General features: G+C 58.4%; 20 protein-coding genes. 7 read left to right on the top strand and 13 right to left on the bottom strand.

Translation table 11 applies throughout. The features are described from left to right. Window positions 1-41: 41 nt before the first annotated feature. On the bottom strand, window positions 42-2,543 hold the full coding sequence (plsB, locus tag DU29_RS0116005) for a glycerol-3-phosphate 1-O-acyltransferase PlsB (RefSeq protein WP_028622572.1): 2,502 nt from the start codon (window positions 2,541-2,543) through the stop codon (window positions 42-44). A 165-nt stretch (window positions 2,544-2,708) separates the two neighbouring features. On the opposite strand from plsB, the gene DU29_RS0116000 reads away from it, so the two are divergent. Beyond that, entirely contained in the window at window positions 2,709-2,918 is a 210-nt protein-coding gene (locus DU29_RS0116000) for a cold-shock protein (RefSeq protein ID WP_028622571.1), read from the top strand. A gap of 136 nt (window positions 2,919-3,054) precedes the next feature. On the opposite strand, the gene DU29_RS0115995 is transcribed toward DU29_RS0116000, so the two are convergent. From DU29_RS0115995 to DU29_RS0115980, 4 genes are all read right to left on the bottom strand, one after another. Then, the gene (locus DU29_RS0115995) at window positions 3,055-3,432 is read right to left on the bottom strand and encodes a hypothetical protein (protein ID WP_028622570.1); all 378 of its coding nucleotides are present in this window, start codon (window positions 3,430-3,432) and stop codon (window positions 3,055-3,057) included. Between the two features lie 74 nt (window positions 3,433-3,506). Further along, entirely contained in the window at window positions 3,507-4,316 is an 810-nt protein-coding gene (locus DU29_RS0115990; RefSeq protein ID WP_028622569.1) for a putative RNA methyltransferase, read from the bottom strand. Continuing rightward, window positions 4,316-5,467, bottom strand: coding sequence for a succinyl-diaminopimelate desuccinylase (dapE, locus tag DU29_RS0115985; protein ID WP_028622568.1), 1,152 nt, complete (start codon window positions 5,465-5,467; stop codon window positions 4,316-4,318). The genes DU29_RS0115990 and dapE overlap by 1 nt, the downstream gene beginning before the upstream one ends. 220 nt (window positions 5,468-5,687) lie before the next feature. After that, a complete protein-coding gene (locus tag DU29_RS0115980) occupies window positions 5,688-8,279 on the bottom strand; it encodes a glycosyltransferase (RefSeq protein ID WP_028622567.1) in 2,592 nt (863 codons plus the stop codon). A gap of 276 nt (window positions 8,280-8,555) precedes the next feature. On the opposite strand from DU29_RS0115980, the gene tcdA reads away from it, so the two are divergent. After that, window positions 8,556-9,368 (top strand): tRNA cyclic N6-threonylcarbamoyladenosine(37) synthase TcdA, encoded by an 813-nt coding sequence (tcdA, locus tag DU29_RS0115975; RefSeq protein WP_161781293.1) that lies wholly within the window; start codon window positions 8,556-8,558, stop codon window positions 9,366-9,368. Window positions 9,369-9,473: 105 nt separating this feature from the next. Here tcdA and DU29_RS0115970 read toward each other — a convergent pair whose 3' ends face one another. The 5 genes from DU29_RS0115970 to DU29_RS0115945 all read right to left on the bottom strand — a co-directional run bounded on the left by DU29_RS0115970 (window position 9,474) and on the right by DU29_RS0115945 (window position 13,781). Beyond that, window positions 9,474-9,878, bottom strand: coding sequence for a SufE family protein (locus DU29_RS0115970; RefSeq protein ID WP_028622565.1), 405 nt, complete (start codon window positions 9,876-9,878; stop codon window positions 9,474-9,476). Next, window positions 9,875-11,080, bottom strand: a complete 1,206-nt coding sequence (locus tag DU29_RS0115965; RefSeq protein ID WP_028622564.1) for an aminotransferase class V-fold PLP-dependent enzyme — start codon at window positions 11,078-11,080, stop codon at window positions 9,875-9,877. Before DU29_RS0115965 ends, DU29_RS0115970 begins: the two co-directional genes overlap by 4 nt. Window positions 11,081-11,225: 145 nt before the next feature. Further along, complete coding sequence (dapD, locus tag DU29_RS0115960; protein ID WP_028622563.1) at window positions 11,226-12,260, bottom strand: 2,3,4,5-tetrahydropyridine-2,6-dicarboxylate N-succinyltransferase; 1,035 nt, start codon at window positions 12,258-12,260, stop codon at window positions 11,226-11,228. 31 nt (window positions 12,261-12,291) lie between these two features. Beyond that, entirely contained in the window at window positions 12,292-12,600 is a 309-nt protein-coding gene (locus tag DU29_RS0115955) for an arsenate reductase (protein WP_236645616.1), read from the bottom strand. 530 nt (window positions 12,601-13,130) lie between these two features. After that, entirely contained in the window at window positions 13,131-13,781 is a 651-nt protein-coding gene (locus tag DU29_RS0115945; RefSeq protein ID WP_028622561.1) for a hypothetical protein, read from the bottom strand. Between the two features lie 111 nt (window positions 13,782-13,892). Here DU29_RS0115945 and DU29_RS0115940 point away from each other — a divergent pair, with 111 nt between their 5' ends. After that, window positions 13,893-14,084, top strand: coding sequence for a hypothetical protein (locus tag DU29_RS0115940; protein WP_028622560.1), 192 nt, complete (start codon window positions 13,893-13,895; stop codon window positions 14,082-14,084). Between the two features lie 66 nt (window positions 14,085-14,150). Here DU29_RS0115940 and dapC read toward each other — a convergent pair whose 3' ends face one another. The 3 genes from dapC to map all read right to left on the bottom strand — a co-directional run bounded on the left by dapC (window position 14,151) and on the right by map (window position 19,014). Beyond that, a complete protein-coding gene (dapC, locus tag DU29_RS0115935) occupies window positions 14,151-15,350 on the bottom strand; it encodes a succinyldiaminopimelate transaminase (RefSeq protein WP_028622559.1) in 1,200 nt (399 codons plus the stop codon). A 134-nt stretch (window positions 15,351-15,484) separates the two neighbouring features. Then, entirely contained in the window at window positions 15,485-18,187 is a 2,703-nt protein-coding gene (locus tag DU29_RS0115930; RefSeq protein WP_028622558.1) for a [protein-PII] uridylyltransferase, read from the bottom strand. Window positions 18,188-18,231: 44 nt separating this feature from the next. After that, window positions 18,232-19,014: a type I methionyl aminopeptidase gene (gene map, locus DU29_RS0115925; RefSeq protein WP_028622557.1), complete on the bottom strand. Its 783-nt coding sequence runs from the start codon at window positions 19,012-19,014 to the stop codon at window positions 18,232-18,234. A 373-nt stretch (window positions 19,015-19,387) separates the two neighbouring features. Between map and rpsB the strand changes: the two genes are divergently transcribed. The 4 genes from rpsB to frr all read left to right on the top strand — a co-directional run bounded on the left by rpsB (window position 19,388) and on the right by frr (window position 22,688). Next, window positions 19,388-20,125, top strand: coding sequence for a 30S ribosomal protein S2 (gene rpsB, locus DU29_RS0115920; RefSeq protein ID WP_007907989.1), 738 nt, complete (start codon window positions 19,388-19,390; stop codon window positions 20,123-20,125). Between the two features lie 192 nt (window positions 20,126-20,317). Then, window positions 20,318-21,181, top strand: a complete 864-nt coding sequence (gene tsf, locus DU29_RS0115915; protein WP_028622556.1) for a translation elongation factor Ts — start codon at window positions 20,318-20,320, stop codon at window positions 21,179-21,181. Window positions 21,182-21,390: 209 nt separating this feature from the next. Continuing rightward, window positions 21,391-22,134, top strand: a complete 744-nt coding sequence (gene pyrH, locus DU29_RS0115910) for a UMP kinase (RefSeq protein ID WP_003172271.1) — start codon at window positions 21,391-21,393, stop codon at window positions 22,132-22,134. Beyond that, window positions 22,131-22,688, top strand: a complete 558-nt coding sequence (gene frr / locus DU29_RS0115905; RefSeq protein ID WP_028622555.1) for a ribosome recycling factor — start codon at window positions 22,131-22,133, stop codon at window positions 22,686-22,688. Before pyrH ends, frr begins: the two co-directional genes overlap by 4 nt. Window positions 22,689-22,690 lie beyond the last annotated feature (2 nt).

The following is a 22,690-nucleotide window of genomic DNA, read 5'->3' as shown; positions in this document are numbered from 1 at the left end:
AAAAACGGATGGGGCAGCGGTTGTACACCGCTGCTTTTGAATCAGGCCTCGGGCGGTACGGCGGGCAGGTCCGCCGCATCTTCACTGCGATGCAGCGCCACCTGACGGATCGACAAACGAATTTCTGCCGGCAGTACCCGTTTGGCCGCACCCTCGGCGAGTTCGCCAAGCAACGGGTGATAACTCAACTTGCCCGCTTCATCGCGCCGGAGCACATCGAGGTCGAGCAGCGTCTGGATGAAGTGGCGGAACAGGCTCTTGTCGAAAAATTCCGGTGCGTTCAGACCATGCAGGATCGACAGGCGCTGGGCCATGACCGTGCACAAGTCTTCCAGTTCTTCGGCGCTGAGGCTGTTCTGGCCGCTGTTGAGCAGCAGCGACACGGTCATGTAGAAGCGCTGCAAGGTTTGCGCAATGCTTTTCGAGAGCAGCGTCAGCAACACGAAATGCCGCGAGCTTGGCGCCGGACGCAAGTACACATCGTTTTCGAACCGCAGCAGGCCCTGTTCGACGAAAGCTTCGAGCCACTGATCGACCACCGCATCCAGTTCGTCCAGCGACCAGCGGATGAACAGCTCCGATTGCAGGTACGGATACAGCGCCCGGGTGTACCGCAGGATCTGTTCACGGCTCATGCGCGACGTGCTCTGGAAGAAGCTCGCAAGCAATGACGGCAAGGCGAATATGTGCAGCACGTTGTTGCGGTAATACGTCATCAGAACCGCATTCTGCTCATCCAGATACAAAATCTTGCCCAAGGCATCGTTCTGTTCAGACAGCAGATCCATGTCCTTGACGTGTTCGATCAACGCTCGGCCATCACCCTCCGGCAGCGTGGTGTGCGGCGAGTACGGCACCTTGCGCAGCAGCGCCAGGTAGAGATCGAGCACCCGCGCCATGGCGCGATCATCCAGGGCCAGACGCGTGGTGGACAACAGCGCCAGCGCGACCAGATTGACCGGGTTGATCGCCGCCGCTTCGTTCAGATGCTGCGCGACTTTCTCGCCCAGGCGGTTGGTGGTTTCGTTGAGCCAGGCCGGTTTGAACTGCGGGCCGAGTTCCTGTTGGCGCCAGTCCGGCTGTTCGCTGTCGAGGAATTCAGCCAGCTTGATCGGCTCGCCGAAGTTCACCGCGACTTGACCAAAACGCTGCTTCAACGCGCCGATGACTTTGAAGATGTCGAAGATCGATTCTTTCTTCTTGGTGGCGCCGCGCAGTTCGCCGAGATAAGTCCGCCCTTCAAGCACGCGTTCATAACCGATATAGACCGGGATGAACACAATCGGCATCCGCGAGGAGCGCAAGAAGCTGCGCAGGGTGATCGCCAGCATCCCGGTTTTCGGTTGCAGCATGCGCCCGGTGCGCGAGCGGCCACCCTCGACGAAGTACTCGACCGGAAAACCTTTGGTGAACAGGGTGTGCAGGTATTCGTTGAACACCGAGGTGTACAGCGGGTTGCCCTTGAAGGTGCGACGCATGAAGAACGCACCGCCGCGTCGCAGCAGGCTGCCGATCACCGGCATGTTGAGGTTGATGCCGGCGGCAATGTGCGGCGGTGTCAGGCCGTTGCGGAACAGCAGATAGGACAGCAGCAGGTAGTCGATGTGGCTGCGGTGACACGGTACATAGATGACCTCGTGACCCTGGGCGACCTTCTGCACGCCTTCGATGTGGTTGACCTTGATCCCGTCGTAAATCTTGTTCCAGAACCAGCTCAACACCACTTCGAGAAAGCGGATCGCGGTGTAGGTGTAATCCGATGCTATCTCGTTGCCATAGCGCAGCGCCTGGGCCTTGGCTTTCTCGGGGGAAATGTTCTCGCGCTCGGCCTCATCAAGGATCGCTTGCCTGACCAGCGGTTGATTGAGCAGACCTTTGACCAGGTTGCGACGGTGAGAAATGTCGGGGCCGATCACGGCGGCTTTGAGGTTGCGGAAGTGTACGCGCAGGATGCGCTGGGCCATGCGCACGGTGCGCTCGTGGCCCTTGTTGTGATCGATCAGCTCGCGCAGATGGATCGGCGCGGAGAACTGCACGCGGGTCTTGCGCCCCAGCACGATGATGCTGAGCAACCGGCGCAACCGCCCGGTGACCGCCCAGCTGTCAGCGAAGAGCAGTTTCCACGGGCTCGATTCGCTGTCGGGCGACTGGCCCCAGAACACGCTGACCGGGATGATCTGCGCATCTTCGGCGGCGTTCTGGCTCAGGGCGCTGACCAGACGGGTCAGGGTCGGCGGTGCGCCGCGTTTGTCCTGACGACCGAGCCAGTCGGGCTCGGGCGTCAGGTAGAAAAACGCAGCGGGTTCGAGCAGTGTCCCCACTGACACCGGCAATACCGGCCGGGGCAGGCCGGCCTTGGTGCATTCGGTATCGACCACGGCAAGGTCGGTCATTGAAGGGTTTTGCAGGACGTAGAACACCGGGCGGCTGCGGTCGAGGTTGAGGGTGAACGACGACTGATTGATCGTCTCCGAGCGAACCCAGAGGTACAACAGCCGGCGCAGGGTGCCAAACACAAGACGACGGAACGGGGAGCGGGTCATACGGCTTCTGCGTGAGTGAATAAAACCGAGCGTTTGCTCGGGGTGCGACAGTGTGCCGTATTAGCCGAAAATCGGCAAAAAAGCGGCTAAGTAAAGTTGAGTTGAGAGATTACACGGCTGACCTATACTCGCCCGCTCAACAATAAAAACAAGGGGCAGCAACTTATGGCTACGCGCGTAACCGGCAATGTGAAGTGGTTCAACGATGCCAAGGGCTATGGCTTCATTCAGCGTGATGACGGAGTGGACGTGTTTGTGCATTACCGCGCGATCCGCGGTGAAGGACATCGCTCGCTGGCTGAGGGTCAGCAGGTGGAGTACGCCGTGGTGACGGGGGAGAAGGGGTTGCAGGCTGAGGATGTTGTGGGTTTGTAACTCACTCCTCAGATCACCCATAACACCTGTAGGAGCGAGCCTGCTCGCGATGACTGACCGGCATTCAACATTGATGTTGACTGAAAGGGCGCTATCGCGAGCAGGCTCACTCCTACAGTTGATCGGGGTACAGCCTTTATGCAGTTTTCCAGGTGATCTCTTCTTCTCCATCAGCACTGATCCGCATCCAGCGATCGGCTGTTTCTTCACCTTCTTCCTCGACCCAACTCCCCGGCGCGCAACGCACTTCGACATTCAGTGCGGCAAACGCGGCGCGGGCGCAGGCAATGTCGTCTTCCCACGGTGTCTGGTCGCTTTCCAGGTACAGGCTGTTCCATTTTCCTACAGCCTTGGGCAGCCAGGTCACCGGCACGCTACCCGCCTTGCATTTGTACGTTTGGCCTTTCTGCACCCAGTCAGTGCAAGGGCCCAACGCGGTGCTGAGCCAGGCTGCGACGGCCTTGTAGTCGGCGTCGGCGTCTTTCAGGTAAATCTCGATATCGGGTTGGCGCATGGATGTCCTCACTGCGGGTCTGAAAAATCCATTCGCGGATTTAGCCGGCTTCAAGCTGTCGCTCAACGCCAAAATTATTGAAGTACGAAGTAATCGTAACGCATCGACACGGTGACCTCGAACGGCTCCGCCTGCTCGATCACCGCCGCCCGTCGTTCAGCACTGGCGCGCCAGCCGTGAGGCGTCATCGCCAGCAGGTTGGCGCGATCCTGGCCGCTTGCCAGCGTCAGTTTGAATTCAAGCGTCTCGCTGTGTTGCAACGCCATGCCTTCGGGCACCAGCGCCAAATGCTTGTCATCCGTGTACTCACGCACTTCGTCGTAAAGACGTTCGCGCAGTTCCATCAAATGGCCGCTGGTGGGACCGACTTTCATCAGGCCGCCACCGGGGCTGAGCAGACGTTTGGCTTCTTCCCAGTCCAGAGGGCTGAAGACGCTGGCGAGAAACTGGCAACTGCCGGACGCCAATGGCACGCGCGCCATGCTGGCGATCAACCAGGTCAGCTGCGGATCACGTTTGCAGGCGCGTTTGACCGCTTCCCGCGAGATGTCCAGCGCGTAGCCATCGGCAGTTGGCAAGGCTTGGGCGATTTGCGCCGTGTAATAACCCTCGCCACAACCGATGTCGAGCCAGCGTTGCGGTGCGTATCCGGCCGCCAGTTCGGCGAGACGTTTGGCCACCGGTGCGTAATGCCCGGCGTTCAGAAAGTCACGGCGGGCTTCGACCATCGCCAGGTTATCCCCAGGGTCGCGGCTGTTTTTGTGCTGCACCGGCAGCAGGTTCAGATAACCCTGACGCGCGCGGTCGAAACGATGCCCGGCGGGGCAGGCCACGCCATTGTCGACCGCATTCAGCGGTTCACTGCAGATCGGGCAAGCGAGCATCAGGCGAGCAACTTGATCAGGGTCTGGTAGTAGATTTCGGTCAGCACATCGAGGTCTGCAGCGAGGACGCGTTCGTTGACCTGATGGATCGTCGCGTTGACCGGGCCCAGTTCGACCACTTGCGTGCCCATGGTCGCGATGAAGCGTCCGTCAGACGTGCCGCCGCTGGTGGATGCTTTGGTTTCCCGCCCGGTGATGTCCTTGATGCTCGACGCCACGGCGTCCAGCAAGGCGCCCGGCTCGGTCAGAAACGGCAGCCCGGACAGCGCCCAGTCGATGTGCCAGTCCAAACCATGTTTATCGAGGATGTCGGCGACGCGTTTCTGCAGACCTTCCACCGTGGATTCAGTGGAGAAACGGAAGTTGAACACCGCCACCAGATCACCCGGGATCACGTTGGTTGCGCCGGTGCCGGAATTGACGTTGGAGATCTGGAAACTGGTCGGCGGGAAGAAATCGTTGCCGTGGTCCCAGTGTTCGGCGGCGAGTTCGGCCAGCGCCGGGGCGGCAAGGTGGATCGGGTTTTTCGCCAGGTGCGGGTAGGCCACATGGCCCTGGATACCGCGCACGGTCAGTTTGGCCCCGAGCGATCCGCGACGGCCGTTCTTGACCACATCGCCCACCAGGGTGGTGCTCGACGGCTCGCCGACGATGCACCAGTCCAGACGTTCCTTGCGCGCAGCGAGACGTTCGATCACCGCTTTGGTGCCGTGGTGCGCCGGGCCTTCTTCGTCGCTGGTGATCAGGAAAGCGACCTTGCCCTTGTGGTCCGGGTAGTCGGTGACGAAGCGTTCGGCGGCCACGGTCATCGACGCGAGACTGCCTTTCATGTCCGCGGCGCCACGGCCGCAGAGCATGCCGTGTTCGTCGATGACTGCGTTGAACGGGTCGATTTGCCAGGCCGTAACGGGACCGGTCGGGACCACATCGGTGTGACCGGCGAAGCACAGCACCGGACCGTCATGTTTGCCGTGGGTCGCCCAGAAGTTATCCACATCTTCGATGCGCATCGGCTCGAGCTGAAAACCGGCATCGCCCAGGCGCTGCATCATCTGCTTCTGGCAATCGGCGTCGACCGGCGTCACGGAGGGACGGCGGATCAGGTCGATGGCGAGTTGAAGGGTCGGCGAAAGGTCGGCGTGGGCCGTCATGGAAAACTCCGGAAATCATGAATGTGGGCGCGGACTAATTGTGGGAGCCAGCCTGCTGGCCATGGCGGTGAGGCAGTCAACATAAACCGGGATTGTTACATTGCCATCGCGAGCAGGCTCGCCCCCACAGGGATGGATATCACGCCAAGCCCTGCAAAATGGCGGTTATCTTAAAGCAAAACGGCGACCATTGGCCGCCGTTTAGTGCATCTGTACAGATTTAGACTGCCGGTGCCGTCTGCGCTTCGAGTGCCGGTTTCGGCAGCGAAGACAGGAACGCCATGATCAGCGCCGCCAGATACGGCAGCGACTGCACCAGCAACATAATGACCCAGAAGCGCATGTCATTGCTTGGCATGCCGTTCACCAGATAAATCCCCAGCGCCGCGCCCCACAGCAGCAGCATGATGAACACTTCCTCGCGGGCCTCCGAGATCGCCACCCAGAAACCGTGGTTATCGGCGTTCTTCGGTGTGCGGAAAAACGGAATGCTCGTGGTGAAGAAACCGTACAGCACCGCTTTGGCGATGGTGTGCGACAACGCCAGACCGGCGAGTGCGGCGCAGAAAGCATCTTTCAGATTGACGCCCACCGCGCGACGGTACAGGAAGATGATCTTGCCGACCTTGAACACGAACAGCGCCAGCGGCGGGATTGCGAAGATCAGCAACGGCGGATCGACCCGCTGCGGCACGATGATCATCGCCGCCGACCACAACAGTGCGCCGACGGTAAAGAAGATGTTCATGCCATCGGCGACCCACGGCAACCAGCCCGCGAGGAAGTGATAGCGCTGGCCACGGGTGAGCTCCGAACCCTTGCCGCGCAACAGGCTCGCGGTGTGACGCTTGATGATCTGAATCGCCCCATAGGCCCAGCGGAATCGCTGTTTCTTGAAGTCGATAAACGTATCCGGCATCAGGCCTTTGCCATAGCTGGTGTGGTAGTACGCCGCCGACAAACCTTTCTCGAACACACGCAAACCCAGTTCGGCATCTTCACAGATGCACCAGTCAGCCCAGCCGAGTTCCTCAAGCACCGAGCGACGGGTCATCGTCATGGTGCCGTGCTGGATGATTGCGTCGCGGTCGTTGCGGGTAACCATGCCGATGTGGAAGAAGCCTTTGTATTCCGCATAGCAGAGCTTTTTGAAGGTGCTTTCGTTCTGGTCGCGATAATCCTGCGGCGACTGCACCACGGCGATTTTCGGATCGGCGAAGTGCGGCACCATGTGTTTCAGCCAGTTTGGGTCGACGCAGTAGTCCGAGTCGATCACGGCAATGACTTCGGCATCCTTGGCGGTGTGCGGAATCAGGTAATTCAACGCGCCACCCTTGAAACCTGCCAGCGGTGCGACGTGGAAAAACTTGAAGCGCGGGCCGAGGGTTTCGCAATAATCGCGCACCGGTTCCCAGACAGCCGGGTCCTTGGTGTTGTTGTCGATGATCAGGACTTCGAAGTCCGGATAGTCGAGCTTGGCCAGCGCGTTGAGAGTCTGTTTAACCATCTCCGGCGGCTCGTTGTAACAAGGCACGTGAATCGATACTTTTGGCCTGTAGTCTGAATCGCCCTCCACGGGCAGGAATTCCCGACGCCGCTTGTGGGTCCAGACCGCTTCGGCCAGTTCATGTGCCTCGGTCAGCAGGACGATAAATACCCCGAGTGCACCAAGGGCCAGCAGTATTCCTACAGTCAGGCTGAACCAGGTGCTGTATTGCAGGCTGTAGTCATAACCGATCCACACCAGGACCGAACCGCAAAGAAACGCGATAAAGGTCAGGAAGGTGCGGCCACGTTGACGCAGGGCAGAGCCGTCGATCATCAGCAGGGTCAGCGACAGCAGCGCCAGCACCACAGAACCGACCGCCAGTACGCGCCATTGCGGAATGGCCACGACTGGCCCTTCGAAATTGAATTTCTGCTGGCGTGCAGCGTTGAACACGCCCCAATAAGCGCCCACCGAACCTTCATCGCTGGCCTTCCACGGCTGGTCAAACGCTTCGATCACGAAGTAGTTGAAGCCTTGGCGATTGAGCTTGTTGACCAGCGTGCGCAGGTAGATCGCCTGATCGGCAGGCGACGCATCCGCACCACCGCGCATGCGACCGTTGCTCGGCCAGCCGACCTCCGACAGCAGCAGGGGCTTTTTCGGGAACATTTTCTTCAGATCGCGAGCGCGATCGAGGACGAATTGGCCCGATTGCTCCATGGGCACGTGTTCCCAGTAAGGCAGCACGTGGGCAGCGATCAGGTCAACGTGCTTGGCCAGGCTCGGGTTCTCTTCCCAGATGTGCCACTGCTCGGACGTGGTCACCGGCACTTTCACGGCGGCGCGAACGCGGTCGAGAATGATGCTGAGCTCGGCAGCGGTAATTTCCTTACGGAAAATCGCCTCGTTGCCTACAACCACGCGAACCACACTACGTGAGCTGTTGGCAATTTCGATGGCTTTGAGGATTTCCCGTTCGTTGCGCTCCTCGTCCGGGCTGATCCAGATGCCCAGTGTTACCCGCAGACCGAATTCTTCAGCCAGTTTGGGGATGTTGCCCAACGGGCCGTCGACCGAGTAAGTCCGGATGTTGTCCGTGAGCTTGCTCATGATCTCCAGGTCGCGACGCATTTCATCGTCACTCGGGTACTGATCTTTTTGCGGGTATTGGCCTTGCTGAAAAGGCGAATAGGAAAAGCCGGAGATTTGTTCAGGCCAATTGGGGGCGGTGACCGGGCGATTGATCAGCGCCCAGAAGCCGGTAAACAAGGCAGCGATGGCGAGCACCACGACCAGGTTGAGTCCAAATTTACGCGATGACATAACTTTTTCGGGTTCCAGGGGCTGCTGAACGAAGGAACGGTCGGCGGCTGACTGCCTAGGGGCATGGGGCGCGCATCCTACACTGGGCGTTCACTGACCGTACAGCGGACAGGGAAAAGCCCGACATTGGGCACTCGAACTTACCGTAAGTTCTTAGCTTGGACCTTGTAGGACAATTCTTGGTTCTGTCTTGCCTGAATAAAGCCGTTCATAGACCAAAGATGCTCTTGGCCGCTGACGGCCCTATAATGCGCGCCGGTTTTTTAGGTAATGGTCATGAGCACAGAAGATCCGCGGTTTGCAGGCATCGCCCGGTTGTACGGCATCGAAGGTCTAGAACGCTTGCGCGCCGCGCACGTGGCGATCGTCGGTGTCGGCGGCGTTGGTTCCTGGGCGGCGGAAGCCATCGCACGGTGTGGTGTGGGCGAAATTTCGCTATTCGATCTGGACGATGTCTGCGTCAGTAACGCCAACCGTCAGTTGCACGCGTTGGACAGCACCGTCGGCAAACCCAAGGTCGAAGTCATGGCCGAGCGCTTGCGCGGCATCAATCCAGACTGCACGGTGCACGCGGTGGCGGATTTCGTCACGCGCGAGACCATGGCCGAGTACATCACGACGAACATTGATTGCGTGATTGACTGCATCGACAGCGTCAATGCCAAGGCCGCGCTGATCGCCTGGTGCAAACGCCGCAAGATTCAGATCATCACCACCGGCGGCGCGGGCGGCCAGATCGACCCGACACTGATCCAGGTCTGCGATCTGAACCGAACGTTCAACGATCCGCTGGCCTCGAAAGTGCGCTCGACCTTGCGCCGCGATTACAACTTCTCTCGCACCGTGACTCGCCACTACAGTGTGCCCTGCGTTTTTTCCACCGAACAACTGCGCTACCCGAAACCGGATGGCAGCATTTGTTTGCAGAAGAGTTTTGTCGGTGATGGTGTGAAGCTTGACTGCGCCGGCGGGTTTGGCGCGGTGATGATGGTGACGGCGACCTTCGGCATGGTCGCGGCGACCAAGGCTGTGGATAAGATTGTGGCAGGCGTGCGGCGGCCGGCAGATCGGGTCAAACCGATGATCTAAGGGTAGTGGCAGCAGACGCCATCGCGAGCAGGCTCACTCCCACATTGGGCCGGGTTCTCTCCGCGGACCGATCAACTGTGGGAGCGAGCCTGCTCGCGAAAGCGATTAACCAGCCAACTCATTCATCCGCTGAAGCACCGCGTTGAGGCCATTACTGCGCGAAGGTGACAGTTGTCGCGACAAGCCGAGTTGCGCAAACCACTCCGGCAAATCCACCGTCCGCAACTCACTCGCCGACAACCCGTTGACCCGCGCCAGCAGCAACGCCACCAATCCGCGTATCAACCGTGCGTCGCTGTCCGCGGTGAATTGCCAATGACCGTCCACCAACGATCCGACCAACCACACCTGACTTTCACAGCCATGCACGCGATTGGCTTCAACCTTGTCGGCGTCGCTTAACGCTGACAGCCGATCCCCCCACTGCATCAGCAGGCGCGCGCGTTGTTCCCAACCCGCCGCATTCTGAAATACATCCAGTGCCGCAACCGCCTCGGCAGGCAAACTCATCGCAACAGCTCCAGGGCCTGATCCAGCGCTTCAAAAAATCGTTCGAGGTCTTGCGAATCGTTGTACAACGCCAGCGACACCCGAATCGCTCCCGCCAGTTCGAAGCTTTTCAGTAATGGCATGGCGCAGTGATGACCGGCACGCACGGCGATGCCTTGTTCGGTCAGCAAGTGTGCAAGATCGGAGTTATGCACACCCTCGACGACAAAACTGGCCAACGCCAGGCGCGGTTTGCCAAGGAGTCGAATACCGTTGCGCGCTTCCAGGCCTTTCAGCAAATAGTCGTGCAACGCCGCTTCATGGGCGGACACGGCGTCCTGATCCAGTCCCGCCAGATAATCCAGCGTCGCGCCAAGCCCGATCACACTGGCGATAGGCGGCGTGCCGGCCTCGAATCCCAGCGGTGCCGGACGGAAGCGAGCGCTGTGATAATCCGCGTCCAGCACCATTTCGCCGCCGAACTGCCAATGGCGCACTTGAGGCAGCGCATCATTGCGTGCGAACACCACGCCCAGCCCATCCGGCCCGTACAGCTTGTGACTGGAAAACACATAGAAGTCGCACCCCAGCGCCTGCACGTCGTGCCGCCCGTGGACCACTCCTTGCGCGCCATCAACCACGCTCAGTGCGTCATGGGCTTTGGCCATCGCCAGCAGTGCCGGCAGAGGTTGCCACGCGCCGAGCACGTTGGACAGCTGACTGACCGCCAGTAAACGGGTGCACGGCCCGATCAACGCTGCGGCAGCATCAAGGTCGATCAAGCCGTCGGGATCCAGCGGCAGAATCACCAGTTTCACGTCGCGACGGTGGGCCAGTTGCTGCCATGGCAGCAGGTTGGCGTGATGCTCCAGGGCGCTGATGGCGATTTCATCGCCCGGATTGAATAAATGCTCCAGGCCATAGGCGAGGAGATTCAGTGCAGAGGTCGCGCCGTGGGTAAAGATGATCTGCCCGCTTTCGCCTGCATTCAACCATTGTGCGACTTTGCTCCGGCTGTTCTCGAACGCTTGAGTCGCATGGGCGCCGGGCAAGTGCTGCGCCCGGTGCACGTTGGCTGCGCCATTGGCGTAGTAGTGCGTGAGCGCATCTATCAGGGCTTGCGGTTTTTGCGTGGTGGCGGCGTTGTCCAGATAGGTCTGGTCTTGCCGTTGCAGCGCGGCGATAGCTGGAAAATCGGCGCGCCAGGGGGAGGGAATCATCATGGAATGCGGCCCTGGTGAACATGGGCAGGTATGCCAAACCTTGTAGGAGCAAAGCTTGCTCGCGAAGCTTTTGGTGGCCTCAAGGGCCCCATCGCGAGCAAGCTTCGCTCCTACACGGGTCAGGTGATCGGTTGTGATGCTGTGCTTAGTTGTGAGCGTGCAGCGCTTCGTTCAGTTCGATAGCCGATTTGTGGGTTTTGCATTCCACCGCACCGGTCTCCGAATTGCGACGGAACAGCAGGTCCGGCTGACCGGCCAGCTCACGAGCCTTGACCACTTTGACCAGCGCATTGTTTTCGTCCAGCAGCGCGACTTTGGTGCCGGCGGTGACGTACAGGCCCGACTCGACGGTGTTGCGGTCGCCCAATGGGATGCCGATACCCGCGTTGGCACCGATCAGGCAGCCTTCGCCGACCTTGATCACAATGTTGCCGCCGCCCGACAGGGTGCCCATGGTCGAGCAGCCGCCGCCCAGGTCCGAACCCTTGCCGACGAACACGCCCGCAGACACACGGCCTTCGATCATGCCAGGGCCTTCGGTGCCGGCGTTGAAGTTGACGAAACCTTCGTGCATCACGGTGGTGCCTTCACCCACGTAAGCGCCCAGGCGCAGACGGGCAGCATCGGCGATACGCACGCCGGCCGGGACCACGTAGTCGGTCATTTTCGGGAATTTGTCGACCGAGAACACTTCCAGCAGATCGCCACGCAGACGAGCTTCCAGTTGACGCTCGGCGACCTCGGCCAGGTCTATCGCACCCTGGCTGGTCCAGGCGACGTTCGGCAGCAAAGGGAAAATCCCGGCGAGGTTCAGGCCGTGCGGCTTGACCAGACGATGGGACAGCAGGTGCAGTTTGAGGTAAGCCTCTGGGGTCGACGACAATTGCGCGTCATCAGCCAGCAAAGTCGCGACCAGCGGCTTGTGGCTTTCGGCCAGACGGGTCAGCAGCGCGGCCTGAACGGAGTCGACGCCTTTCAGCGCGTCAGCCATTTGCGAGGCCTGGGTGGTGGTGAACGTGATGGCCTGGTTGCCTTCGCTGTAACCCAGAACAGGCGCTACGGCCGCAACCAATTCGGCCGACGGATTGAGCAGTGGCTGCGCGTAAAACACTTCCAGCCATGCGCCTTGACGGTTTTGCGTGCCGACACCAAAGGCCAGGCTGAACAGGGTAGTGGACATGTGAATACCTCTAACAAATTGAACGGGCTGCTTACTTGAGGGCGGCCGCGTAGATATCTGGCTTGAAGCCAATCAGGGTTCGGTCACCGAGATCAAGCACCGGGCGCTTGATCATCGAGGGTTGGGCGAGCATCAACTCGATGGCTTTCGACTGGTCGAGATCGGCTTTGCGTTCGTCTTCGAGCTTGCGAAAGGTCGTGCCTGCACGGTTCAACACCACTTGCCAGCCGTGCTCGTTGCACCATTGGATCAAGTGTTGACGGTCGATTCCGGCCGTTTTGTAATCATGAAAGTCATAGCTGACAGCGTGTTCATCGAGCCAGGTGCGCGCCTTTTTCATGGTGTCGCAAGCTTTGATGCCGAAAAGGAGCAACGTTTTGCTTGAAACGGTCAAGGAATTGCCCCCTCTGCAGGTGCTGAAAAAAAAGGTGAAGGATTATGCCATGACCGGACGGTTTCGCGTCGGTCGTGGTCGGATTTGTCCGTTGCTCATGGCGATCCGCATGTTGCATGCGGCATTTAGCACACGTCCCGCTCGCAGTGTAAGTGTCAAATATTGCACTTCAATGCTGTCAATTGTCTGGAAAGCCGCGCGTCAAGCACGCGGGCCGATGTGGCTGGCGGCTAACTCAAGGTGCGGATCATTTTCGAGACTCGATATCAGTCGGGGGTGTTCAACGAGTTGATCGAAGTCTGGCAACGGGTGTTCGGAGAGCTACTAGTTCGGAGAGCTACTAGAGGGCGCGACGTTCGAAGCTATGCCGTTTGAACGTCATCACCCGATCGGTGATGACGTGCTGCGGAAAGTAGTGGGCAACTTGATCAAAACGAAAAATGAACCTTGGCAAGTCTGATAACTACTCCAGAGGATTATTCGTTTTCTACCGGGTAGGGGTATGCCTTCGCCATGAAGGCCTTGTCTTTTTCACTAAGATTAAGGTTATGGAAAATCTGGAAGTCGCCTTCGGTCCAGGATTGGTGTACGACGTAATGCATGATCGACTTTCGGTCGTACTCTGAATATATGCTTGCGTCGGGGTCTGCGCGATCCAGATACTCTTGGTGCAATCTTTCTCGCGTTACACTGGCTTGGTAGTCGTCTTCTTCAGGGTCATCAGTTATTCCGTGTTGCGCATAAATGGCTGGCTTGTTCCAAGGGATATTTGCTGTAGGGTTGGTTTGCTCATGCTCTGCCCCGAGCATATGGCCGAATTCATGTATTACATTGGCTGCAAAATAACGCGCGTGAATGGGAGAGTGTGGCCATAGCACCATTGTCGGCTCGTCTGTAGTTAACAGCGCATCTGTGCCGACGTTTGATGAGAACGTTCCTACCTTGCCAAGTATGCGAATGTCGCCTTCTTCACCTTCGACGAATTCGAATTTCAAATTAATGTGCGGCAGCCAATTGTTGGCTGCAGAGATAGTCGCGGCCTTGAATTCCGGGGTGCCATTGAGAAAGGCGATACGAAGCGTTTGCCCGGGAGTCCAGAGTTTGGAAGGATTTTTTTTGGCCCACATTACGGTGCAACTCCTGGGAAAATCCGAGCGGAGGTGTGCGCTGTAGTTGCAACGTTGCAGCGAGCTTCAAATTCATCGGGCGTAGTTATATACAAAGTTACGGTGAAATTCATGATTCAACTTCCTAGTTTTATTAGGGTGTGGATGTTTTCTGTGGAAGTAGAATTTATTGTTGGTGGGCATTTTAGTAAAGCGGAAAACTTTCGGGATGTGTTGCTGGTCTTGTTAGAGTCGGCAAGTGTTGGGCTCGACAAGTCCATGGCTTCGTATCAACTTTTGTGCCTTATTCCAGAGCAGGGTTAGTTGTGTTGAGTCAGAATCGGACTATACAAGTAGTCGTGCCAGATAGACTGGCACGGTTTTCTGGATTTAGTGCTTGCGGGTAATAAACGCGCGAATACGTCCGGCAGCTTCCACACATTCCGCCAATGGTGCAACCAACGCCAGGCGCACGCGGCCGGCACCGGGATTAAAGCCGTCGACGTCACGGGACAGATAAGACCCCGGCACCACGGTCACGTGTTCTTCAACAAACAGATCACGGCAGAACGCTTCGTCATCGCCATTTACATTCGGCCACAGATAGAACCCGCCGTCCGGTCGCTGCACGTCCATCACCGGGCTGAGAATTTCCAGCACGGCATCGTATTTTTCGCGATACAGGTCGCGATTGGCGCGCACGTGTACTTCGTCATTCCACGCGGCCACGCTGGCCAGCTGTGTCTGCACCGGCATCGCACAGCCGTGATATGTGCGGTAGAGCAGGAAGCCTTTGAGAATGTCGGCATCGCCTGCAACAAAGCCTGAGCGCAGGCCCGGCAGGTTGGAGCGCTTGGACAGGCTGTGAAACACCACGCAACGCTTGAAGTCCTTGCGACCCAGTTCCACGCAGGCGCTGAGCAGGCCCGGCGGCGGCGTTTGTTCGTCGAAGTACAGCTCGCTATAGCATTCGTCGGCGGCGATCACGAAGTCATATTCGTCAGCCAGCGCGATGAGTTTTTTCAGTGTGTCGACCGGAATCAGCGCGCCTGTCGGGTTGCCGGGCGAGCACAGGAACAGGATCTGGCAACGTTTCCAGATGTCTGGTGAAACGGCGTCGAAATCCGGGTTGAAGCCGTTTTCATCCAGGCACGGCAGGTAGTGCGGCTTGGCCCCGGCCAGGAACGCGGCACCTTCGTAGATCTGGTAGAACGGATTCGGGCTGACCACCAGCGCGTCGTCGCCACGGTTGACCACGGTTTGAGTGAAGGCGAACAGCGCCTCACGTGTGCCGTTGACCGGCAGCACATTGCGCGCCGGATCGAGCCAGCCGGTTGGGACATCGAAGCGACGTTCGCACCACGCAGCGATAGCTTCACGCAAAGCCGGAACGCCGAGTGTGGTCGGGTAGACGGCCATCTGATCCAGATTGTTCGCCAACGCTTCAGCGACGAAGCTTGGCGAACGATGCTTGGGCTCGCCGATGGACAGCGCGATCGGGCGCTTGTCCGGGTTAGGCGTGACACTGCCGAGCAGGGCGCGGAGCTTCTCGAACGGGTAGGGCTGCAACTGGTTTAAAGCGTTGTTCATCGTTAATCTCGTTCGGAGTGGAGATCCTGTAGGAGCCGGCTTGCTGGCGATGGAATCGCTGCGGTGTGTCAGATGCACCGGGGGGAAGCGTTCGCCAGCAAGCCGGCTCCTACAGAATGCGAGTCTTCACAGGTTCAAATACTGATCCGCGACAAATTGATTTCGGACTCTTGGTTGACCGTCAGCTGTTCAACGATCGCATCCTGCAAACGGCTGCACAGCAATGGGTCGGACAGCTGCTGATTGTTGGCGTCGGTGATGAAGAACACGTCTTCCACGCGCTCGCCCAGCGTGGCGATCTTGGCATTTTGCAGTGACAGGTCGAACTCGAGGAAAATCGTCCCGATCCGCGCGAGCAGGCCCGGGCGATCCGGCGCGCTGAGTTCCAGCACGGTCACCGGGCGTTGGGCGTCGTTGTGAATGGTCACCTGCGGCGCAAACGCGAAATGCTTGAGCTGACGCGGCACTCGACGCTGGATGATCGTCGGGTAATCGTCCGGGTTGCGCAGGGCCTCGGTCAGCCCTTCGCGGATCTGTTTGACTCGCGTCGGATTGTCGCCGATCGAGTCGCCGTCCGTGTCGAGCACGATATAGGTGTCGAGGGTGAACTGGCTGCTCGAGGTGATGACGCGCGCGTCGTGAATGTTCAGGTTGAGCTGATCCATGGCGGCCACCGTCACCGCGAAGAAGTCGTGCTGGTCCGGCGCATAGATGAAGATCTGCGTGCCGCCCTCGAATTCGCGCTGAGTGGTTTCCTTGATCAGCACCAGCGGGCCGCCATCGGCCGGCTGCTGCAGGATGGCGTCGGTATGCCAGGCGACATCGCCGGCCGTGTGGCGCAGGAAATAGTCATCGCCCAGTTGCGACCACAACTGTTCGACGTCGTCTGGATCCGTGCCGCCGCGCACCAGAATGTCCAGCGCGGCGCTCTGCGTCTGACGGATCTGCATTTCCCGATCCACGGGGTTTTCCAGACCGCGGCGCAAGGCTCGCTTGGTCTCGGTATACAGCTGGCGCAACAGGCTCGCACGCCAGGAGTTCCACAGTGTCGGGTTGGTCGCATTGATATCGGCGACGGTCAGCACGTACAGATAATCCAGGTGAGTTTCGTCGCCGACGATCTGCGCAAAATCGTGAATCACTTGTGGGTCGGACAAGTCCTTGCGCTGTGCGGTGGTCGACATCACCAGATGGTTTTGCACCAGCCAGACAATCAGGCGGCTGTCCCACACCGGCAACTGATGGCGCTGGCAAAAAGCTTCTGCGTCCACCGCGCCGATTTCCGAGTGATCACCGTGCCGGCCCTTGCCGATGTCGTGATAAAGCCCGGCGAGGTAAATCAGCTCCGGTTTTGGCAGCTTGGCCATGAGCTTGCTGGCCAGCGGGAATTTCTCCGACACCTGGGTGTACTGCAACTTACGCAAATGTTTGATCAGATTCAGCGTGTGCGCATCGACGGTATAAATGTGGAACAGGTCATGCTGCATCTGTCCGACGATAAAACCGAACTCCGGCAGATAACGCCCGAGGATGCCGTAACGGTTCATCCGGCGCAGATTGCGGTGGATGCCGATCTTGCATTTGAACAGTTCGATGAACAGGCTGGTGTTGCGAATGTCGTTGCGGAAGTCGTCGTCGATCAGATGACGATTTTCCCGCAGCAGGCGAATGGTGTCAGCGCGCACGCCTTTGATCTCCGGCTGCTGGGCCATCAGCACGAAGATCTCGAGCATGGCGAACGGCGTGCGGCGGAACACGTTGTCGTTGCGCGCCTCGATGTAGCCGTCATGCAGCTGGAAACGCGAGTTGATCGGCGTTGGCGGCGCTTCGTCCTCCGGTGCGAGGATCACTTCTTCAAAGTGCTGGATGATCAGGTCGCTGAGCTGGGCAATGCTCATCACTACCCGGTAATACTGTTGCATGAAGTTTTCGATGGCTTGCTTCGCGTCGTCGCCTTCGAATCCGAGCAGCCCGGCAATGGAGCGCTGATGATCGAACAGCAAACGGTCTTCGGAGCGACCGGCGAGCATGTGCAGGGCGTAACGCACCTTCCACAGGAATTCCTGGGACGAGGCCAGCAGGGCGTTTTCGCTCTCGACCAGAAAACCTTCGCCAGCCAGTGCGCGCAAGTTCAGGGTGCCGTATTGGCGACGTGCCACCCACAGAATCGTCTGAATATCCCGCAGGCCGCCGGGCGAGCCTTTGACGTTGGGTTCCAGGTTGTATTCAGTGTCGTTGTACTTGTGGTGACGGGCCTTCTGCTCGGCGCGTTTGGCCAGAAAGAATTCCTTGCTCGGCCACATCTGCGCGGTACTGGTGACATCCAGCATGCGCTGGCGCAAACGCTCGGGCCCGGCAATGGTGCGGCTTTCCATCAGGTTGGTGATCACCGTCAGGTCGGCGCGGGCTTCAATCGCACATTCGTCCACCGAGCGAACGCTCTGACCGACTTCCAGGCCGATGTCCCACAACAGCGTCAGAAAACGCTCGATAGAGTCACGAAAAATCTCGTGGTCGGCGCTGTCCAGCAGGATCAGCAAGTCAATATCGGAGTAAGGGTGCAACTCGCCGCGACCGTAGCCACCGACCGCGACCAGCGCGATGTCGGCGTCCTCGCTCCAATCGAACTGCTCCCAGGCCTTTTGCAGGATGTTGTCGACGAACCAGGCGCGATCCTCGATCAGCCGGCGAATGTCCCGGCCGCTGCGAAAGCGCTCATCGAGAACCTCGCGGGCCTGGCGGATCGCTTTCTTGAAAGCCGCGATCGGGCTGGCCTTCAGGGCCAGTTCAGCCTGAAACTGGCCACGGTCGAAGAGTTCGGGATCCACCTGCGGCATTGATTGGCTTTCCTGTCTATAAGGCTGGGAGCAGTGAAACTGTATCAGGCCGAGAGGCGCGCAATGGTGTCGTCGGCCCGCAAAGTGAAGATCTCGTAACCGGTTTCGGTGACCAGCAGGGTGTGTTCCCACTGTGCCGACAGTTTGCGGTCCTTGGTAATCGCGGTCCAGCCGTCGCCCAATACCTTGGTGTCGGCCTTGCCCTGGTTGATCATCGGCTCGATGGTGAAGGTCATGCCGGCTTGCAGTTCCATGCCGGTGCCCGCGCGGCCGTAGTGCAGGATCTGCGGTTCTTCGTGAAACACCTTGCCGATGCCGTGGCCGCAGAATTCGCGGACCACCGAAAAGCCGTTCTTTTCCGCGTGTTTCTGGATCACTTCACCGATATCGCCCAAGCGGCAGCCGGGTTTGACCAGTTCGATCGCCTTGTACATGCATTCCTGTGTGACCTGCGACAAGCGCTCGGCCCAGACCGGAACCGTACCGACGTGGAACATGCGGCTGGTGTCGCCGTGGTAACCGTCTTTGATTACGGTGACATCAATGTTCAGCGTGTCGCCATCTTTCAACGGCTTCTCGTTGGGAATGCCGTGGCAAACCACGTGATTGATCGAGGTGCAGATCGACTTCGGGTAGCCCTTGTAGTTGAGCGGGGCAGGGATGGCTTTCTGCTTGTTGACAATGTAGTCATGGCAGATGCGGTCCAGTTCTTCGGTGGTGACACCGGGTTTGACATGTTCGGCAATCATTTCCAGCACATCGGCGGCCAGTTTGCCGGCGACACGCATTTTTGCGATGTCCTCCGGGGTTTTGAGGGTGACGGTCATACAGGCTCTCTCTGCGCTCGAGGGCGCTTGCTAAAACGAAGCGGGCAAAATGCGATTGATCCTCGCCGCCCGGAAAAACGCGATTCTAACAGACGACAAGGGCAAATCTGAGCCTCTGTACGTCGCTTCTTCTTATAGATAGGCGCATTCTTGAGCGATTCCAAGGGCGCCTGCGAACACGCGCATCGGGAATCGAGAATCCGGGTTCCGTTTTTTACAGCCCTGTGATATAAAATGCGCCGCTTTCCGGGGATACCTCGGAAGGCTTAAATCCACACACGTGTCGACACGATGACCTGGGTGCCTTCAGCTGATGCTGCTGGTTGGTCATTGGGATACGTGGAGGCCAAACCCGACTTATTAAGGAACTATCATGTCCCAAGTCAACATGCGCGATATGCTGAAGGCCGGTGTGCACTTCGGTCACCAGACCCGTTACTGGAACCCGAAAATGGGCAAGTACATTTTCGGCGCGCGCAACAAGATCCACATTATCAACCTTGAAAAAACCCTGCCAATGTTCAACGAAGCTCTGACTTTCGTAGAGCGTCTGGCCCAGGGCAAAAACAAGATTCTGTTCGTCGGCACCAAGCGTTCCGCTGGCAAGATCGTTGCTGAAGAAGCAGCACGTTGCGGTTCGCCGTACGTCGATCACCGCTGGTTGGGCGGCATGCTGACCAACTTCAAAACCATCCGTGCTTCCATCAAGCGTCTGCGTGACCTTGAAGTGCAAGCCGAAGACGGTACTTTCGCCAAGCTGACCAAGAAAGAAGCGCTGATGCGCACTCGCGATCTTGAGAAGCTCGATCGTTCCCTGGGTGGTATCAAGGACATGGGCGGTCTGCCAGACGCTTTGTTCGTTATCGACGTTGATCACGAGCGCATCGCGATCACCGAAGCCAACAAGCTGGGCATCCCGGTAATCGGCGTTGTCGATACCAACAGCAGCCCGGAAGGCGTTGACTACATCATTCCAGGCAACGATGACGCAATCCGCGCTATCCAGTTGTACATGGGTTCGATGGCTGACGCAGTTATCCGCGGTCGCAACCACGTTGCTGGCGGCACCGAGCAGTTCGTTGAAGAAGCTCCGGCAGCTGCAGCTGAGTAATTGACGCCCTGGCGTTGACTCAGTAAGCAAAAAGGGGGCTTGGCCCCCTTTTTGCCACCTCGAAAACCATTTGTCCGGTGGCGCAATTACAGCATTTGTAACTTGCAGCTGCTAACAAGGGTGGTTGGGGAAGAATTGATCGCCCGATCGATCGGGTGGAATGGTTGAAAACCTATCCAAGAGGATTTTGAAATGGCAGAGATTACTGCAGCGTTGGTCAAAGAACTGCGCGAGCGTACTGGCGAAGGCATGATGGATTGCAAAAAGGCCTTGACCAAGGCTGGCGGCGACATCGAAAAAGCCATTGATGACATGCGTGCTTCGGGCGCCATCAAGGCTGCCAAGAAAGCAGGCAACGTTGCTGCTGAAGGCGCAATCGCTCTTAAAGAAGACGGCAAGTCCGCTGTTCTGCTGGAAGTGAACTCGCAGACCGACTTCCTGGCTCTGCAGGACGACTTCAAGGCATTCGTCGCTTCCAGCGTTGAAAAAGCCTTCGCTGACAAGCTGACTGACGTCGCTCCGCTGATCGAAGCTCAAGAAGCTGATCGCCTGGTACTGGTCGGCAAGGTTGGCGAAAACGTCAACATCCGTCGTCTGGCTCGCGTAGAAGGTGATGTTGTTGGTGGTTACCTGCACGGCAACAAGATCGGTGTTGCGGTTGTTCTGAAGGGCGGCGACGTTGAGCTGGCCAAAGACATCGCTATGCACGTAGCGGCTACCAACCCGGAATTCCTGCTGCCATCGGAAGTTTCCGCTGAAGCAGTAGAGCGCGAGAAAGGCGTGTTCCTGACCCTCAACGCTGACAAGATCGCTGGCAAGCCAGAGAACATCGTTGAAAACATGGTCAAAGGCCGTATCAGCAAGTTCCTGGCTGAAGCGAGCCTGGTTGAGCAGGCGTTCGTCAAGAACCCTGAAATCAAGGTCGGTGAACTGGCCAAGAAAGCCGGTGCTGAAATCGTTTCCTTCACCTACTTCAAAGTAGGCGAAGGCATCGAGAAGCCGGTCGACAACTTCGCTGAAGAAGTTGCTGCCCAGCTGGCTGCCGCCAAGCAATAAGACAGTTTTCAACTGTCGCCCTGAAGAGGCTGCCCGCTAACGCGCGCAGCCTCTTTTCAAATGGGGTGCCAATTTTGTATTGGTTTCCTTGAGGAACTGGCTTACAAAGCCATGTTCCGATGGCGCTGAAGCAGCGCCAAGCTAGAGTGAACGCCAGCTGTAAACAGCTCGCAAAGAATTTTTAAAATACGCCGCAGGAGAGATTCGCAATGGCTCAGCAGGGCAGTGGTTATCAGGCTCGCTATAAACGCATTCTACTCAAGCTTAGCGGCGAGGCCCTGATGGGCTCGGAAGAGTTCGGGATCGACCCGAAAGTCCTGGATCGCATGGCGCTGGAAGTTGGCCAACTGGTCGGCATCGGCGTTCAGGTGGGTCTGGTGATTGGCGGCGGCAACCTGTTCCGCGGTGCCGCGCTGAGTGCAGCCGGCATGGATCGGGTGACCGGGGATCACATGGGCATGCTGGCCACTGTGATGAACGCCCTGGCCATGCGCGATGCGCTGGAACGTGCCAATATCTCGGCCATCGTGATGTCGGCCATTTCCATGGTCGGCGTGACTGATCATTACGATCGTCGCAAAGCCATGCGTCATCTGAACGCCAAGGAAGTCGTGATTTTCGCAGCCGGTACCGGTAATCCGTTCTTTACTACGGATTCGGCAGCCTGCCTGCGTGCAATCGAAATCGACGCCGATGTCGTGCTCAAGGCGACCAAGGTCGATGGCGTCTACACCGCTGACCCATTCAAAGACCCGCATGCCGAGAAGTTCGATCATCTGACTTATGATGAAGTGCTGGATCGCAAGCTGGGCGTGATGGATCTAACGGCCATTTGCCTGTGCCGCGATCACAAGATGCCATTGCGCGTATTTAACATGAACAAGCCCGGCGCCCTGCTGAACATCGTACATGGCGGCGCTGAAGGGACCCTGATCGAGGAAGGCCAACAATGATCAACGAAATCAAGAAAGACGCTCAAGAGCGCATGCAAAAATCCCTGGAATCTCTGTCCCACGCGTTTGGCCAGATCCGCACCGGCAAGGCTCACCCGAGCATCCTGGGTAGCGTAATGGTGCCTTACTATGGCGCGGACACTCCGTTGAGCGGCGTTGCCAACGTCACAGTAAAAGACTCCCGCACCCTTCAGGTCGTGGCGTTCGAGCGCAATATGCTGGCTGCCGTCGACAAGGCGATCCAGAGCGCTGGTTTGAACCTCAACCCGACCAACCTGGGTGAGTTGTTGCTGATCTCCATGCCCGCCCTGACAGAAGAAACCCGCAAGGGCTTCACCAAGCAGGCTCGTAGCGCCGCCGAAGACGCCCGGGTTGCCGTGCGCAACATCCGTCGCGATGCATTGGGTGATCTGAAAAAATTGGTCAAGGACAAGGAAATCAGCGAAGACGAAGAGCGTCGTGCTGCTGCCGATATCCAGAAGCTCACCGATAAGGCTGAGGCCGATATCGACGCGGCGACCAAGCAAAAAGAAGCGGACCTGATGGCCGTATAAGG

Source organism: Pseudomonas sp. Ant30-3, assembly GCF_000690905.1.
Lineage (GTDB): Bacteria > Pseudomonadota > Gammaproteobacteria > Pseudomonadales > Pseudomonadaceae > Aquipseudomonas.
Note: the sequence above shows the minus strand (reverse complement) of the source record. Positions and strands in the feature narration are given on the sequence as shown.